Raw genomic sequence first — 14,601 nt, forward strand, 5'->3', positions numbered from 1 at the left:
CCATGTCGAACGCGTCTCCCGCTCCCCGCCCCGCCCCCGCTCCTGTGCATGTCATCGGCGGAGGTCTCGCCGGTTCCGAAGCGACCTGGCAGATCGCCCAGGCGGGCGTGCCCGTCATCCTGCACGAAATGCGCCGGGACGAGCCGGAACAGGTGCGCACCGACGCCCACCACACGACGGGCCTGGCCGAACTGGTCTGCTCAAACTCCTTCCGCTCGGACGACTGGGAGTTCAACGCCGTTGGCCTGTTGCACGCCGAGATGCGGGCTCTGGACAGCCTGATCATGGCCTGCGGCGACGCCAATCAGGTGCCGGCGGGTGGCGCCCTGGCGGTTGATCGCGTCGCCTTTTCGGACGCGGTGACGGCCAGACTGGAAGCGCACCCGCTGGTGACCATCGTGCGCGAAGAGATCGCGGGCATTCCGCCGGAAGGCTGGGACAATGTGATCGTCGCCACCGGGCCGCTGACCTCGCCCGCCCTGGCCGAGGCGATCCTGAAGGCGACGGGCGAGGAGAGCCTCAGCTTCTTCGACGCCATCGCGCCGATCATTCACACCGACAGCATCGACTTCGACGTGGCCTGGCGCCAGTCGCGCTATGACAAGGAAGGCCCCAGCGGCGACAAGGCGGCCTACGTCAACTGTCCGATGGACAAGGCCCAGTACGAGGCCTTCATCGACGCCCTGCTGGACGGCCCCAAGGCCGACTTCAAGGAATGGGAGGACGTGCCCTATTTCGACGGCTGCCTGCCGATCGAAGTCATGGCCGAGCGCGGCCGCGAGACCCTGCGCCACGGTCCGATGAAGCCGGTCGGCCTGACCAACCAGCACAATCCGACGGTCAAGCCCTACGCCATCGTGCAACTGCGTCAGGACAATGCGCTGGGGACCCTGTTCAACATGGTCGGCTTCCAGACCAAGCTGAAATACGGCGCCCAGACCGACGTCTTCCGCATGATTCCCGGGCTTGAGAACGCCCAGTTCGCGCGTCTGGGCGGTCTGCACCGCAACACCTTCCTGAACAGCCCCAAGTTGCTGGACAAGCAGATGCGGCTGAAGGCCCTGCCGCGCCTGCGCTTCGCCGGTCAGGTGACGGGAGTGGAAGGCTATGTCGAGAGCGCGTCGATGGGTCTGCTCACCGGACGACTGGCCGCCGCCCAGGCGCTGGGCCGCGATCTGGCCCCGCCGCCGCCGGAAACGGCGATGGGCGCCCTGGTCGAACACATCACTGGCGGGCACATGGAAGGCTCGAAGTTCCAGCCGATGAATATCAACTACGGCCTGCTGCCGCCGCTGGAGGCGCCCAAGGTCGATGAGGACGGCAAGCGCATCCATCCCAAGGAGCGCGGCCGCGCCAAGAAGCGCCTGCAGAGCCTCCGCGCCATCGAGGCGCTGAAAGCCTGGCGCGACGCGGCGGCCTAACGCAGCTTGGCGCCGCCGGGGCGGAAGGTCAGGGTGATTGCGGCCATGACCAGAAGGCCCAGCCCCATCAGTATCCACGCCTGACTGAGATCCGACAGGCGGTCGCGCAGCAGCCCGGCCGCCAGCGGCGACAGGCTGGCGATGATGTAGCCGCCGCCCTGAACGAAGGCGAGCAGGTCGCCGGAGCGCACCGGGTCGTCGATCTGGTCCATCGCCAGGATCAGGGTCAGGGGAAAGACGGCGCCGATCCCCAGGCCCAGCAGCAGCATGACCGGGACCGCCAGACTAACCGGCGTCAGCACCAGTCCGGCCAGACCGATCAGCGCCAGGGCGACGGCCAGCAGCATCGGCCCGCGCCGGTCGGGAAAGCGCGCGATGAACAGCGACACCAGCACGCCCGCCAGCACCTCGGCCCCCGTCATGCCGCTGAGCAGGAAGCCCGCCGTCGCCCTCGCCTGCCCCATATCGACATAGTAGGGCGGCAACCAGGCCAGCACGAGCGTGTAGGCCGAGGTGCCCAGCCCCAGAATGGGGACTAGCGCCCAGGCGCGGGGCTGTTTCCAGAACGGGACCTCAGGATCGGTTCCTTCGGCCACGGCCAGGCGGTTCGGCTCTTCGGCGGCTGGGGTTCGCGAGGCGAGGATCCAGACGACGGCCGCCACAAGGGCCGGAACCGACCAGAGCGCCAGCGCCACGGCCCAGCCGAACGCCTCGGCGAAGCCCGCCGCCGTCGCCGCCGCCACGGCCGCGCCGCCCATGATGCCGGTCGTATAGACGCCCATGACCGTGCCGAACCGCGTCGGAAAGGCGCGCTTGATGACGACGGGCGCCAGGGCCTGAATGAGGGCCACGCCGACGCCGACCACCACGGCGCTGAGGATCAGGCCGCCGGCGCTGCTGAACGGCCAGCGGGCCAGACAGGCCAGAGCGATGAGAACGGCGCCGAGCAGAATGCCCATCCGCTCGCCCAGACGGCGCCGCAACGGTCGGATCGACAGGGCTCCGACGCCGATCATCGCCACCGGCAGGGTCGTCAGCAGGCTGGCCGTGGTCGAATCCATGCCCGTCATCGCCTCGATCAGGTCGAGCAGCGGCCCGACGGCCGCCATCGCCGGACGCAGGTTCAGCGCCAGGGCGAAGATGGCCGCGATCAACAACAGGCCCGCGCCGCGCGACGGCGGCGAGGCGTTCGACTGATCCATCCGAGGTGACTCCGACTGCGAGAGGCGATAGTATCTCTCCATCGAGTATCTTGATGTCAAGACAATGACCGATCGCGCCGCCCGCGCCGCCGCCCAATGGGCCGTTGCGCGCCCAGACCTGGACCTGCTGGCCATGGAGACGCTGGGGCGTCTGCATGAGGCCTCGATTCTGGTCACGCGCGAGCGGCAGGCGCCGCTGTATGCGCGCTATGGTCTGCAGCATGGCGAGTTCGATGTTCTGGCGACGCTGCGGCGTGCGCCCTCGCCCGACGGCCTGACGCCGACCGCGCTTTATGAGGCGACGATGATGTCGTCCGGCGGCATGACGGCGCGGCTGGACCGGTTGCAGAAATCCGACCTGATCGAGCGCACGCCGCACCCCGGCGACCGCCGCGCCTCACTGGTCAGACTGACGCCCAAGGGCTTGGATCTGATCGAGGCCATGATGCCGCTGCACATGGCGGAAAGTCAGGCCATGCTGGCCGACCTGTCGCGCGAGGAGCAGGCCGCGCTGGGCGCCCTGCTCGCCCGCCTGATTGCGACGGTCGAAGGTTAGGCCCGCTTCATCCGGCGGTTCCAGGGCATGACCGCCAGCAGGCGCGCCATGCCGCAGAAGCCGGTCGCCCCCGCCACGAACAGGCCCGCGCCGACAAAGGCGCTGATCCCCCAGAAACCGGGGTGGACCATGACGCCCAGCGCCCCGCCCAGCAGGATCAGCCCGCCCGCCGCCATCTGCACCTGACGCATCAGCTCCAGCGGCTGTTTGCGGTCGGCCACGACCGGCAGGCCCGCCTTCTTCCAGGCGTCCAGACCGCCCGCCAGAACGTGAGACGCGCCGTCGATGCGGGCGGCCAGTCGATCGCAGTTGCCGGCGGTGCGGTTGCCGCTGCGGCACATGAAGATGACGTCCTTGCCGGGCTTGAGGCCGAGATCGGCGCTTTCAAAGGCGGACAGGGGCGCGGTCACGGCGCCGGCGATGTGTTCGCGCGCATGTTCGTCAGGCTCGCGCACGTCGATCAGCACGGCCGCGCCTGCCTTCAGGCGAGCGGCGACATCGGCGGGGGAAAGGGAAACCAGTGGGTTCATCGTAAAATCCTTGAGGAAGCCGCGGCGCTCAATGCGCCTCAGGCGGGCAGAAGATCTCGGCCAGGACGGCGATCACCTTCAGGGCTGCGGGGTCGGCGATGCGATAGAAGACGGCGGTGCCGCTCTTGCGCGCGCTGACCAGACTGTCGTCGCGCAGGCGCGCCAGATGCTGGGACAACGCCGATTGAGACAGGCCGACCTGCAGGTCGGCGACCTGACGTTCGTCCTCGCCGATCTGGCACAGGATCATCAGGCGGTGCTCATTGGACAACGCCTTCAGCAGTCGCGAGGCGTCGCCCGCGCTGGCCTGAAAACGCTCCAGTCCCATAAGTTCGAGATCAACCATGGCCTGGATATATGCCATGATCCTAAATTAGCAATACCTAATATATAGACATGCCCAAAGCGCCGTTCAGATCCGGCCCCTCAGCACCGCCCAGAACAGACGCAGCCGCTTGAAGGGCTCCGGCTCGTCCGGCTTGATCAGGGCGGCGGGGGCCACAGCCGGGAAGGCGACGGCAGGCAGGGTTCGCAGAGACTTGTTCGCTTCGGAGCGGGAGGCCCGCACCTGATCGACCTGGCCGGTCTGGGCCAGTGCGCGCACGCGACCAGCGGCGGAGGCCGCCGCCTCATGCCCCTGCCCTGCCAGAATCCGCACCGCAGCCTGCATCGGCCCGACGTAGAAGGCCTCCAGATCGTGCGGCTCGCCATGCACCCGGCCGATGTGGGCCTCGATCAGGGCGTCGAACGGCGCGCGCTTCAGACCATGACGCGCGACCGCCGCCGTCAGCGCCTCCAGCACGGGATGGCCTAGACGCGGCGCGTCGGAGAAGACGCCGTCCATCTGTTCGGACCACCAAGCGTAGCGCATTTCGGCCAACAGCGGCTGGGTCACGCGCGTGGGAATGGCCATCAGTTCGGCCTCGAAGGCGTACAGGGCGATCAGGTCGGCGCGCGCCTGTTCATCGGCCACGAAGCGGCTGGCCAGCCAGCGGTCGAGGTCGGCGGAGCGAACCTGAGCGTCAAGATCAACAGTCATGGCGACGGCCCTTCGGCCATTGAGGCGGCGGCATCAAGTCCGGAATGCACACGGCCCGCCTTCCCTGCGGAAGACGGGCCGTGATCTGGAGCCGTCGACGCTGATTAGGGCCTGCTGGCCATGCCCAGCTTCACCGGCGTGGCGTCGGCCTTGCCACCGCCGCTGCGGTCCACGCCCCACAGCAGGATGATCGGCGCGCCCACATAGATGGACGAGAAGGTGCCGATGATCACGCCGAAGGCTAGGGTGATGGAGAAACCGCGCAGGGCCTCGCCGCCGAAAACGGCCAGGACGATCAGAACGATCACGGTCGTCACGCCGGTGATGATGGTCCGCGACAAGGTCTCGTTGATCGACAGGTCGATGACTTCACGCAGCGGCATGACCTTATACTTCCGCAGATTTTCGCGCAGGCGGTCGAAGACGACGACGGTGTCGTTCATCGAATAGCCGATGACCGTCAGCAGGGCCGCGACCAGGTTCAAGCTGAACTCCATGCGCAGGGCGACGATCAGGCCAAAGGTCAGGGCCACGTCGTGCAGCAACCCCGCTACGGCGCCGATGCCGAACTGCCACGGGAAGCGGAAGGCGATGTAGAGGAACATCAGCACCACAGCCACGACGAGGGCCAGGACGCCGTTGGTCAGCAGTTCGCCCGAGACCTTGGAGCCGACCACGCTGACGCCGGAATAGCCGACCTGGCCGACAGCGTCGCTGATGGCGGTTTCCACCTTCTCGACGACAGCAGACTGGTCCTGGTCCGAGGGCACCTGGAAGCGCACGATGGCGGTCGAGCCGTCGTCCACATTGGTGTCACGACGCGCGATGCCCTGCACCTGGACGTCGCCCAGATCCAGTCCGCTGACCGCGCCGCGCAGCTTGTCCAGTTCCAGCACCTGACCGGCGGGCTTGGCGACTTCCATCGAGGCGCCGCCCCGGAAGTCGATGCCCAGATTCAGACCCGGATAAAAGCAGCCGATGATCGCCGCCACTGTCAGGATTGCCGACAGGATGGCGAAACCCTTGGCGTATTTGACGAAATGAAAGTTCGTTTTGTGCGGCAGCAGTTTGATAAGAGGCCAACCGTTCATCGTCATTACTCCGCGATCGGCAGTTTCTTCGGCTTGGCGATCTTGAGCCAGTAGCCGAGCAGGACTTGGGCCGTCAGCACCGAAGAGAAGACGGAGGTGAAGACGCCGATGGTCAGGGTCCAGGCAAAGCCCCGAACGGGGCCTGCGCCGAACATGAACATGATGATGGCCGCCACAAGAGTGGTCAGGTTGGCGTCGATGATGGTGCCCATGGCGCGGCTGAAGCCTGCATCCATCGAGGCCACGACCGACCGCCCCTGACGCGCCTCGTCACGCATCCGCTCATAGATCAGCACGTTGGCGTCGACCGCCACGGCGAAGGTCAGGATCAGACCGGCGATGCCCGGCAGGGTCAGAGTCGCCTGGGTCAGCGACATGGCCGCGACGATCAGGATCCCGTTCAGGATTAGACCGATCACCGAGATCCCGCCGAACAGGAAGCCGTATGCCAGGATCATGAAGACCACGATGACGACGAAGCCCAGCGCGGTCGACAAGGCGCCCGCGGCCACGGCGTCGGCGCCCAGTTCGGCGGTGACGACGCGGCGTTCCTCGACGTTCAGCGGGGCCGGAAGGGCGCCGCCGTTCAACAGGTTCACCAGTTCCGACGCCGAGGCGATCGTGAAGCTGCCGGTGATCTGGCCGCTGCCGCCAGTGATGGCCGATTGGATGGTCGGGGCCGAGATCACCTTGCCGTCCAGGATGATGGCGAAGGGCTTGCCCAGGTTCTGGGCGGTCGCCTCGGCGAAGCGGCGGGCGCCCTGACCGTCGAACTGGAAGTCGATGGCGGGACGCTGGTTCTGATCCGAGCCGACGCCCGCGCGGGTCAGGTTTTCACCCGACACCAGGATGCGCTTCTTGACCAGATAAGGCGTGCCCTGATCGTCTGTCAGAAGTTCTGCGTCCGGCGGCACGCGGCCAGCCATGGCGTCGTTCAGACCCGTAGGCGAGGTGTCCACCATCTGGAAGGTCAACTGGGCCGTGCGGCCAACCAGACGCTCCAGCTCGGCCGGATCGCTCTGACCCGGCGCCTGGACGACGATACGGTCGGCGCCCTGACGGGTGATGGCGATTTCCTTGGTGCCCGAGCTGTCCAGACGACGGCGCACGACTTCGATCGACTGATCGACTGCGGTGGCTCCCATGCTGTTCAGGGCGGCCTCGGTGAAGGCGTAACGGATACGGCCTCCGCCCAGCTTGGTCGCCACGCGGTCGGGCTGACCGGTCGCGCCCATGCCCTGTTGAGCCATGGTCCGCAGGGTGTTGAAGGCCGTGTCATAGGCGGCGCCCTCGGCGACGGTGACGACGACCCCGCCCGGTTCGCGCTGCATGCCGACGATATTGACCTGGTCTTCGCGCAGGGAAACGCGAACGTCTTCCATCAGGTTGGAGACGCGCTTTTCGCGCATCTCGGGCACGTCGACCTCCAGCAGGAGGTAGGAGCCCCCCTGCAGGTCCAGGCCCAGGTTCAGGCCGTTGCTCGGCAGCCAGCTCGGCAGAGCCTCGCGCTGCGCCGGCGACAGCACGCTCGGGTAGGCCAGGAACAACCCGAGGACGAGCGATAGCGCGACCAGGGTGATCTTCCAGCGTGAAAGCTGAATCATGTCTCGGTTCTCTTCAGGGCCGGCGCGCGCCGCGCCGAGGCGAGGCTATCAGCCCTTGTCGTTGGCGGCGATGGCGGTGCGGTTGCGCACCTCGGCGATCATCGCCTTGACCACGCGGACATTCACGCCCTGCGAGATCTCGACCATGGCCTCAGCGTCCTCGACACGGGTGACCTTGCCGACCATGCCGTTGGACAGGACCACCTCGTCGCCACGCTTCACGCCGGCGATCAGGGCCTGATGGGCCTTCATCCGCTTTTGTTGCGGACGGATCATCAGGAAGTAGAACAGGACGAAGATCGCCAGGATCGGGGCGATGTTGATAAACAGGGCCATCAGGCCGCCGTCTTGGGCTGCAGTCATTAGGAAACTCCCCGACGCGGGCCGCGCCTTCATTGGGGGCCCTTCGAAATCAAGGCGCGGAAACTAGGGTGCGCCGGGCCGTTTTGCAACGCGACCTGATGACAAGAACGTCCGGACGCAGCCGCCCGGACGCCTCTTTTCACGTCATCAGCGCGGCAGGACCGTCAACGGGTCCAGCGCGACCGGATCATCGCCGCGCATCTGACGCACTTCATAGTGGATGGATGGGCGGCCGTCGCCGGCTGTCAGGCCCACGGTGCCGATCGCCTGTCCCGCCCGCACCTGCGCTCCGTCGCGCACGGTGGCCGAGCCCAGATGGCCGTAGACCGTGCGCCAGCCGTCGCGGTGAACGATCAGGACCGTCAGCCCCTGCCCCACGATATCATCGCCGACATAGGCCACGGTTCCGTCGGCCGAAGCCTTGACCTCGGTTCCGGCCGAGGCGCCGATGTTGATCCCGTTGTTGCGCTCGCCCATGCCGACCGGGCCGAAGCGACGCAGGATGTCGCCGCGCACCGGCCACTGAAGGGCCAGCGGCTGGCCGACTGGAGTCGAGGGTGCGACCGGCGCCGTGGCGGCAGGCGCGCGGGTCGGCGGCGGCAGGGGTGCGTTCCCGCTGGGCGGCGGAGGCGGCGGCGGAGCCATGCCGTTATTCGGCGTCCGGACGCCTACCGGCGAGGGGCCGGTGGCGTAGGGGTCGGAGCCCCCGTCCACGGCGCTGTCCGGCAGGATGATGCGTTGACCTGAGCTGATGGCGCCGCGCGGCCCCAGGCCGTTAAGGTCGATCAGAATCTGCACCGGCGTACGGAAACGGCGGCCCACGCCGGAAATCGTATCGCCCGGCTGGATGACATAGGTGGCGCCGGGCATCCCCGGATTGCCGGCTGTCGGCGGCGGCGTCACCGTGATCGGCGCGCCCGTCGACGGATAGGCCGGCCCGCCCGGAGGCGGCAGGCCGCCGCCCTCGATGCTGCCCGCCGGAGCGCGAGGGCCTTCCTCGATCGGCGGCTGTGCGGGCTGCTGCGGCTGAGCCGGTTGGCCCTGATAATAGGGATTGTTCGGATAGGCGCCCGGCTGCTGGCCCGGCTGTTGCGGATAGCCGCCCGGCGTCGTCGGCCGGGTCGAATAGCGCGGCTCGCTCGGATAGGTCGAACACGCCGTGACCGCCAGCGCCCCGCCGACGACCGCCGCCGCCCTGATCCAGCCTATAAAGCCGCTCATGCGTCTCTCCGTATTAACCATGCCCGCCGGTTTGCCCCGACCGATCAGAGAATCCAACCCGCTAACCCGCGCAAAAGTGGGGCGGAAAGGTTAATGGAGCGGTGAGATTTCGCCCCTAGCCCTCTTTCGCCGTCCCTTCGACCAGGGGAACGAAGCGGACCTCGCACAGGCTTTCGCGCTGAAAGCTGCCGTCCGGTTGGCCGGTGTAGCGGTTCAGCATCTGCACTGAGGTGCGGCCGACCGGGGCGACTAGAACGCCGCCCGGCTTGAGCTGTTTCAGCAGTTCCGTCGGCTCGTGCGGCGAGGCCGCCGTCACCATGATGCGGTCGAACGGCGCCTGTTCCGGCCAGCCCTGCCCGCCGTCTCCGTGGCGGGTGAAGACATTGTCGATGCCGAGGATTTTCAATCGGTTCTCGGCCTCGGTTAAGAGACTCTTGTAACGCTCGACCGAGTAGACGAAGCGCGCCATGCGGCTGAGCACCGCGCACTGATAGCCGCTGCCGGTGCCGATCTCAAGCACGCGGTGGCGCGGCTGGACGTCCAGCGCCTGGGTCATCAGGCCGACGATATAGGGCTGGCTGATCGTCTGGGCGCAGTCGATCGGCAGGGCCTGATCCTCCCACGCCTGATCGAGGAATTTCTCGTGGACGAAGACCGCGCGGTCGATGGATTCCATCGCCTTCAGAACCCGCGCGTCCGTCACCCCCTGACGCCGCAGCGACAGGATCAAGCGGCCCGCGCGGTCGTCCCTAAGACTCATTTTTCCTGCGGCCCCTTGGGGGGCGCGCCGCCCAGAACCTTCTTCAGGTCGTTGACCGACTGCATGTGCGTCAGGTCGATGTGCAGCGGCGTGACCGAGATGCGGCCCTCGTCCATCGCCCGCAGGTCGGTGCCGTCGGCGTGCTCCTGCGGCGCGCCGCGGAAGGCCATCCAGTAGTAGTCGCGGCCGCGCAGATCGGTGCGGCGGATGGCGTGCATCTCGCCGATATCGCGGAAGCCCTGGCGCGTCACCTCCACCGACTTGACCAGTTCCGGCGGTAGACGCGGGAAGTTGACGTTCATGACCACGCCCTCCCCCCATTTCTGCTCCAGCAGGCGGGCGACGATGCCTGGGCCGAAAGCTTCGGCCGTTTCCCAGTGCGCCACCACGTCATCGTGGAAACGCTCCAGCGACTGCGACAGGGCGATGGAGCGGATGCCGAAGGCCATGCCCTGAAGCGCGCCGGCCACCGTGCCGGAATAGCTGACGTCCTCGCCCACGTTGTGGCCGCGATTGACGCCCGACAGCACCAGATCAGGCCGAGCCGGCATGATGTCGTTGACGGCCAGGATGACGCAGTCGGTCGGCGTGCCAGTGACGGCGAACTGCTTGTCGCCCAGCTTGTTGACGCGCAGCGGCTCGGTCAGGGTGATGCCCCGCCCCTTGGCCGACTGCTCAGTCTGGGGCGCAACGACCCAGACATCGTCCGACAGGGTACGGGCGATCTTCTCGAGGCAGGCTAGGCCCTCGGCCTCGATGCCGTCGTCGTTGGTGAGGAGGATTCTCATGCGTCGTACTCGTATGCCTTCTCCCCTTGGGGGAGAAGGTGGGCGCCGCAGGCGCTCGGATGAGGGGTAGGTTTCAAGAAGCGGAGCGTCGAGAGCGCGGACGCCGCCCCCTCAACCGTCGTGCTCCGCACGCCACCTTCTCCCCCGAGGGGAGAAGGGCTCATGCAGCGCCTCCGACGACTTTCAACCCGCCCATATAGGGCTGCAGGGCGGCCGGAACCGCGATGGTCCCGTCCTCCTGCTGATAGTTTTCCATCACGGCGACCAGGGTGCGGCCGACGGCCAGACCCGAGCCGTTCAGGGTGTGCAGATACTCGGTCTTCTTCTCGCCTGCGCGCTTGAACCGGGCGTCCATGCGTCGGGCCTGGAAGTCGCCGCAGTTCGAGCAGGAGCTGATCTCGCGGTAGGTGTTCTGGCTGGGCAGCCAGACCTCGAGGTCGTAGGTCTTCTGCGCCGAGAAGCCCATGTCGCCCTTGCACAGCAGCACCTTGCGATAGGGCAGTTCCAGCGCCTGCAGCACCGCCTCGGCGCAACCGGTCATGCGTTCGTGCTCAGCCTCGGAATCCTCCGGGCGGCAGATGGAGACCATCTCGACCTTGGAAAACTGGTGCTGGCGGATCAGGCCGCGCGTATCGCGCCCCGCCGACCCGGCCTCGGCGCGGAAGCACGGCGTCAGCGCAGTCATGCGCATGGGCTGAGCGACCTCGTCCTCGGACAGGATCTGCTCGCGCACTAGGTTGGTCAGGGAGACTTCGGCAGTGGGGATGAGGTAGCGGACGGCCGCAGGTTGAGTAATACGATCAAACTCCTCCTGCCAAAGCCGTTTGCGTTCTTCGCTAACGATTAGACCGTGCTCCATACGCATGGCCTCAGGGTTACGTTTCGTCGCAGCCTCAATGGCCTCGCCGATCCACACCAGATCATTTCCAACTCTCGTGCGGGTCGCAAATAAGTCCTCTTCGAACTTCGGCAGTTGCCCCGTACCGAACATCGCCTCGTCTCGCACCAGCAACGGCGGATTCACTTCCTGATACCCGTGCTTGTCCGTTTGCATGTCCAGCATGAACTGGCCGATGGCGCGTTCCAGACGCGCCAGCGGGCCCTTCAGCACGGCGAAGCGCGAGCCGGACATCTTGGCGGCGGCCTCGAAGTCCAGCAGGCCCAAAGCCTCGCCCAGATCGGCGTGATCCTTGGCGAGGCCGGTCGTGCGGGGTTCGCCCCACTTCAGGACTTCGACGTTGTCGTTCTCGTCCTCGCCGTCCGGCACATCGGCGGCGGCCAGATTCTTCAGCCCGGCCAGCAGGTCGCGCAGTTCGGCGCCCTTGGCGGTTTCGACCTCGCCCGCCTCGGCGATCTCGCCCTTGAGGGCCTCGACCTCGGCCTTCAGGCGGTCGGCCTCGGCCATGTCCTTCTTGCCCATGGCGGCGCCGATGGCCTTGGAGGCGGCGTTGCGCTTGGCCAGGGCGTCCTGGCCGCGCGTCTGGGCGGCGCGCAGGTCGACGTCCAGCGTCAGAATGCGCGCGACGACCTCTGCGGCGTCATCCACGCCGCGCGACGACCAGCCCGCAACGAAGGCTTCGGGATTGTCGCGAATGGCTCGGATATCGTGCATGGCGTCGCTCTTTCGGCGCTCAAGGGAGGGAGAGCCGAAGGCTGTAGCGCTCCGCGCGGAGTCGGGCAAATGCTGAGGCGGGTTTCGACGCCCCCTTTTCGTAACAGTTATAGTTGCCTATATGGTTTTCCAACGGCGCGGCGCAGGCTGCGCATACTAGGAGAGCGCACAATGATCGACGTCAGACCCTTCAACACCCTCGGTGGCGCCAACCACGGCTGGCTGAACGCCAGGCATCACTTCTCGTTCGCCAACTACTATGATCCCAAGCGCATGGGCTGGGGGCGTCTGCGCGTCTGGAACGACGATGAGATCGCCGCGCAATCGGGCTTTCCGCCCCACCCGCACGCCGACATGGAAATCATCACCTATGTCCGCACCGGAGCGATCACGCACCAGGACTCGATGGGCAACACCGGCCGCACCGCGGCGGGCGACGTTCAGGTGATGAGCGCCGGGACCGGCGTGCGTCACGCCGAATACAATATGGAGAACGAGCTCACGACGCTGTTCCAGATCTGGATCGAGACGGATCGGCCGGGCGCCCAGCCGTCGTGGGGGCAGCGCGAGTTTCCCAAGAGCGACCGTTCGGGCCGTTTCACCGTCGTCGCCTCGGGCGATCCCGCGGACGAGGCGCTGACGATCAACGCCGACGCCAGGGTGCTGGCCGCCACGCTGAAGGCGGGCGAAAGCCTGTCCTATGATCTGGCCAGCGGCCGCCGCGCCTATCTGGTGCCCGCCGTGGGCCAGGTGGATGTCAACGGCACGACGCTGAACGCGCGCGACGGCGCGGGCATCATGGACGAACCGACGATCACCATCACGGCCAAGGAAGACGCCGAACTGGTGATGGTCGATAGTCTGTAATCCTGTCGAGGACGCTGATCCTGGGAGCGACGGCCCCAGGATCAGCCGCTGGATCAAAGCCCCAGCTTGGCCTTCAGGATGTCGTTGACCGCAGCCGGGTTGGCCTTGCCGCCGGTGGCCTTCATGACCTGGCCGACGAACCAGCCGATGGCCTGAGGTTTCTCGGCGACGGCGGCGGCCTTGTCGGGGTTGGCGGCGATGATCTCGTCCACCGCCTTCTCGATGGCGCCGGTGTCGGTGACCTGCTTCAGGCCGTGCTTCTCGACCACCTCGGCGGGCGAGCCTTCGCCGTTCCAGACGTGGTCGAAGACCTCCTTGGCGATCTTGGACGAGATGACGCTGGTCTCGATCAGTTCGACCAGTTGGGCCACGTGGGCGGCGGGCAGCGGGTTGTCGCTGAAATCCTTGCTATCCGCAGCCAGACGCGCCGAGACCTCGTTCGTCACCCAGTTGGAGACCAGCTTGGCGTCGCGGCCTTTCGCGGCGGCCTCGAAATAGTCGGCCTTGGCCTGTTCCGAAATCAGCACGCCCGCGTCGTATTGCGACAGGCCGTACTCGCCCATGAAGCGGCGGCGCTTGTCGTCCGGCAGTTCCGGCAGGCTGGCCTTGATCTCATCGATCCAGGCCTGTTCCAGCACCAGCGGCAGCAGGTCAGGGTCGGGGAAGTAGCGATAGTCCTGCGCCTCTTCCTTGGAGCGCATGGAACGGGTCTCACCCGCCGTCGCGTCATACAGGCGCGTTTCCTGAACGATCGAACCGCCGTCTTCGAGGATCTCGATCTGGCGGCGCGCCTCATACTGGATCGCCTGAGAAATGAAGCGGAAGCTGTTGACGTTCTTGATCTCGCAGCGCGTGCCCAGGAAGCTGAAGTCGCCCGTTTCCTTGAACTTGGCGTAGTTGCCTTCGCGGCAGACCGACACGTTCACGTCGGCGCGCAGATTGCCCTTCTCCATGTCGCCGTCGCAGGTGCCGAGGTAGATCAGGATGGTCCGGATCTTCTTGACGTAGGCGACCGCCTCTTCCGGCGTGCGGATGTCGGGGCGCGAGACGATCTCCATCAGCGCCGTGCCAGCCCGGTTCAGGTCGACGTAGGATTCAGTCGGCGACAGGTCGTGGATCAGCTTGCCCGCGTCCTGTTCCAGGTGCAGGCGCTCGATGCCGACGTTGAAGAAGCTGCCGTCCTCGGCCTCCACCTCGACCACGCCTTCGCCCACGATGGGGTGATACAGCTGGCTGATCTGATAGCCGGTCGGCAGGTCGGGATAGAAGTAGTTCTTGCGGTCGAACTGGCTCTTCAGATTGATCTGGGCGCGCAGGCCCAGGCCCGACTTCACCGCCTGCTCGACGCAATACTTGTTCAGTGTCGGCAGCATGCCGGGGAAGCCGGCGTCGATCAGCGACACCTGCTCGTTCGGCCCGGCGCCGAAGCCGACCGCCGCGCCCGAGAACAGCTTGGCGTTCGAGGCGACCTGGGCGTGGATCTCCAGACCCATGACGATTTCCCAAGCGCCCGTGCGGCCTTGGATCAGTTTGGAGTTCTCAGTCAT

The 14,601-nt window shown here is 66.6% G+C and carries 15 protein-coding genes; 3 read left to right on the top strand and 12 right to left on the bottom strand.

Annotation, left to right across the window (positions count from 1 at the left end; all coding sequences use genetic code 11):
- Positions 1–2 precede the first annotated feature (2 nt).
- The gene (trmFO, locus tag RSD66_RS08935; RefSeq protein ID WP_415287382.1) at positions 3–1,421 is read left to right on the top strand and encodes a methylenetetrahydrofolate--tRNA-(uracil(54)-C(5))-methyltransferase (FADH(2)-oxidizing) TrmFO; all 1,419 of its coding nucleotides are present in this window, start codon (positions 3–5) and stop codon (positions 1,419–1,421) included.
- On the opposite strand, the gene RSD66_RS08940 is transcribed toward trmFO, so the two are convergent.
- Positions 1,418–2,623 (bottom strand): MFS transporter, encoded by a 1,206-nt coding sequence (locus RSD66_RS08940; RefSeq protein ID WP_415287383.1) that lies wholly within the window; start codon positions 2,621–2,623, stop codon positions 1,418–1,420. The two genes, trmFO and RSD66_RS08940, sit on opposite strands and share 4 nt — an antisense overlap.
- 64 nt (positions 2,624–2,687) lie before the next feature.
- On the opposite strand from RSD66_RS08940, the gene RSD66_RS08945 reads away from it, so the two are divergent.
- Positions 2,688–3,179, top strand: coding sequence for a MarR family winged helix-turn-helix transcriptional regulator (locus tag RSD66_RS08945; RefSeq protein WP_415287384.1), 492 nt, complete (start codon positions 2,688–2,690; stop codon positions 3,177–3,179).
- Here RSD66_RS08945 and RSD66_RS08950 read toward each other — a convergent pair.
- From RSD66_RS08950 to serS, 10 genes are all read right to left on the bottom strand, one after another.
- On the bottom strand, positions 3,176–3,709 hold the full coding sequence (locus tag RSD66_RS08950) for a rhodanese family protein (protein ID WP_415287385.1): 534 nt from the start codon (positions 3,707–3,709) through the stop codon (positions 3,176–3,178). The genes RSD66_RS08945 and RSD66_RS08950 overlap by 4 nt on opposite strands.
- A 28-nt stretch (positions 3,710–3,737) precedes the next feature.
- A complete protein-coding gene (locus tag RSD66_RS08955) occupies positions 3,738–4,055 on the bottom strand; it encodes an ArsR/SmtB family transcription factor (protein ID WP_415289583.1) in 318 nt (105 codons plus the stop codon).
- 66 nt (positions 4,056–4,121) lie between these two features.
- The gene (locus RSD66_RS08960) at positions 4,122–4,748 is read right to left on the bottom strand and encodes a squalene/phytoene synthase family protein (protein WP_415287386.1); all 627 of its coding nucleotides are present in this window, start codon (positions 4,746–4,748) and stop codon (positions 4,122–4,124) included.
- A gap of 104 nt (positions 4,749–4,852) precedes the next feature.
- The gene (gene secF / locus RSD66_RS08965; protein ID WP_024352751.1) at positions 4,853–5,845 is read right to left on the bottom strand and encodes a protein translocase subunit SecF; all 993 of its coding nucleotides are present in this window, start codon (positions 5,843–5,845) and stop codon (positions 4,853–4,855) included.
- Positions 5,845–7,443: a protein translocase subunit SecD gene (secD, locus tag RSD66_RS08970; RefSeq protein ID WP_024352750.1), complete on the bottom strand. Its 1,599-nt coding sequence runs from the start codon at positions 7,441–7,443 to the stop codon at positions 5,845–5,847. Before secD ends, secF begins: the two co-directional genes overlap by 1 nt.
- A gap of 48 nt (positions 7,444–7,491) precedes the next feature.
- Positions 7,492–7,806: a preprotein translocase subunit YajC gene (yajC, locus tag RSD66_RS08975; protein ID WP_029673113.1), complete on the bottom strand. Its 315-nt coding sequence runs from the start codon at positions 7,804–7,806 to the stop codon at positions 7,492–7,494.
- Positions 7,807–7,953: 147 nt separating this feature from the next.
- Positions 7,954–9,027, bottom strand: coding sequence for a peptidoglycan DD-metalloendopeptidase family protein (locus RSD66_RS08980; protein ID WP_415287387.1), 1,074 nt, complete (start codon positions 9,025–9,027; stop codon positions 7,954–7,956).
- 115 nt (positions 9,028–9,142) lie between these two features.
- Entirely contained in the window at positions 9,143–9,787 is a 645-nt protein-coding gene (locus tag RSD66_RS08985) for a protein-L-isoaspartate(D-aspartate) O-methyltransferase (RefSeq protein ID WP_003167066.1), read from the bottom strand.
- Positions 9,784–10,575: a 5'/3'-nucleotidase SurE gene (surE, locus tag RSD66_RS08990; RefSeq protein ID WP_415287389.1), complete on the bottom strand. Its 792-nt coding sequence runs from the start codon at positions 10,573–10,575 to the stop codon at positions 9,784–9,786. The genes RSD66_RS08985 and surE overlap by 4 nt, the downstream gene beginning before the upstream one ends.
- A 160-nt stretch (positions 10,576–10,735) precedes the next feature.
- A complete protein-coding gene (gene serS / locus RSD66_RS08995; protein ID WP_415287391.1) occupies positions 10,736–12,187 on the bottom strand; it encodes a serine--tRNA ligase in 1,452 nt (483 codons plus the stop codon).
- A gap of 171 nt (positions 12,188–12,358) precedes the next feature.
- On the opposite strand from serS, the gene RSD66_RS09000 reads away from it, so the two are divergent.
- Positions 12,359–13,054, top strand: coding sequence for a pirin family protein (locus RSD66_RS09000; protein WP_415287392.1), 696 nt, complete (start codon positions 12,359–12,361; stop codon positions 13,052–13,054).
- A gap of 53 nt (positions 13,055–13,107) precedes the next feature.
- On the opposite strand, the gene gatB is transcribed toward RSD66_RS09000, so the two are convergent.
- Positions 13,108–14,601: an Asp-tRNA(Asn)/Glu-tRNA(Gln) amidotransferase subunit GatB gene (gatB, locus tag RSD66_RS09005; RefSeq protein WP_415287393.1), complete on the bottom strand. Its 1,494-nt coding sequence runs from the start codon at positions 14,599–14,601 to the stop codon at positions 13,108–13,110.

The organism is Brevundimonas sp. S1H14 (assembly GCF_047716865.1).
In the GTDB taxonomy this organism is placed as follows: Bacteria; Pseudomonadota; Alphaproteobacteria; order Caulobacterales; family Caulobacteraceae; genus Brevundimonas; species Brevundimonas naejangsanensis.

What these genes read in the sequence shown, in the direction of transcription:
- gatB (WP_415287393.1), bottom strand. Translation starts at nt 14,601, where the DNA reads ATGACTGAGAACTCCAAACTGATCCAAGGCCGCACGGGCGCTTGGGAA.
- RSD66_RS08980 (WP_415287387.1), bottom strand. Translation starts at nt 9,027, where the DNA reads ATGAGCGGCTTTATAGGCTGGATCAGGGCGGCGGCGGTCGTCGGCGGG.
- RSD66_RS08985 (WP_003167066.1), bottom strand. Translation starts at nt 9,787, where the DNA reads ATGAGTCTTAGGGACGACCGCGCGGGCCGCTTGATCCTGTCGCTGCGG.
- secF (WP_024352751.1), bottom strand. Translation starts at nt 5,845, where the DNA reads ATGACGATGAACGGTTGGCCTCTTATCAAACTGCTGCCGCACAAAACG.
- serS (WP_415287391.1), bottom strand. Translation starts at nt 12,187, where the DNA reads ATGCACGATATCCGAGCCATTCGCGACAATCCCGAAGCCTTCGTTGCG.
- surE (WP_415287389.1), bottom strand. Translation starts at nt 10,575, where the DNA reads ATGAGAATCCTCCTCACCAACGACGACGGCATCGAGGCCGAGGGCCTA.
- RSD66_RS08950 (WP_415287385.1), bottom strand. Translation starts at nt 3,709, where the DNA reads ATGAACCCACTGGTTTCCCTTTCCCCCGCCGATGTCGCCGCTCGCCTG.
- secD (WP_024352750.1), bottom strand. Translation starts at nt 7,443, where the DNA reads ATGATTCAGCTTTCACGCTGGAAGATCACCCTGGTCGCGCTATCGCTC.
- yajC (WP_029673113.1), bottom strand. Translation starts at nt 7,806, where the DNA reads ATGACTGCAGCCCAAGACGGCGGCCTGATGGCCCTGTTTATCAACATC.
- RSD66_RS08955 (WP_415289583.1), bottom strand. Translation starts at nt 4,055, where the DNA reads ATGGTTGATCTCGAACTTATGGGACTGGAGCGTTTTCAGGCCAGCGCG.
- trmFO (WP_415287382.1), top strand. Translation starts at nt 3, where the DNA reads ATGTCGAACGCGTCTCCCGCTCCCCGCCCCGCCCCCGCTCCTGTGCAT.
- RSD66_RS08945 (WP_415287384.1), top strand. Translation starts at nt 2,688, where the DNA reads ATGACCGATCGCGCCGCCCGCGCCGCCGCCCAATGGGCCGTTGCGCGC.
- RSD66_RS09000 (WP_415287392.1), top strand. Translation starts at nt 12,359, where the DNA reads ATGATCGACGTCAGACCCTTCAACACCCTCGGTGGCGCCAACCACGGC.
- RSD66_RS08960 (WP_415287386.1), bottom strand. Translation starts at nt 4,748, where the DNA reads ATGACTGTTGATCTTGACGCTCAGGTTCGCTCCGCCGACCTCGACCGC.
- RSD66_RS08940 (WP_415287383.1), bottom strand. Translation starts at nt 2,623, where the DNA reads ATGGATCAGTCGAACGCCTCGCCGCCGTCGCGCGGCGCGGGCCTGTTG.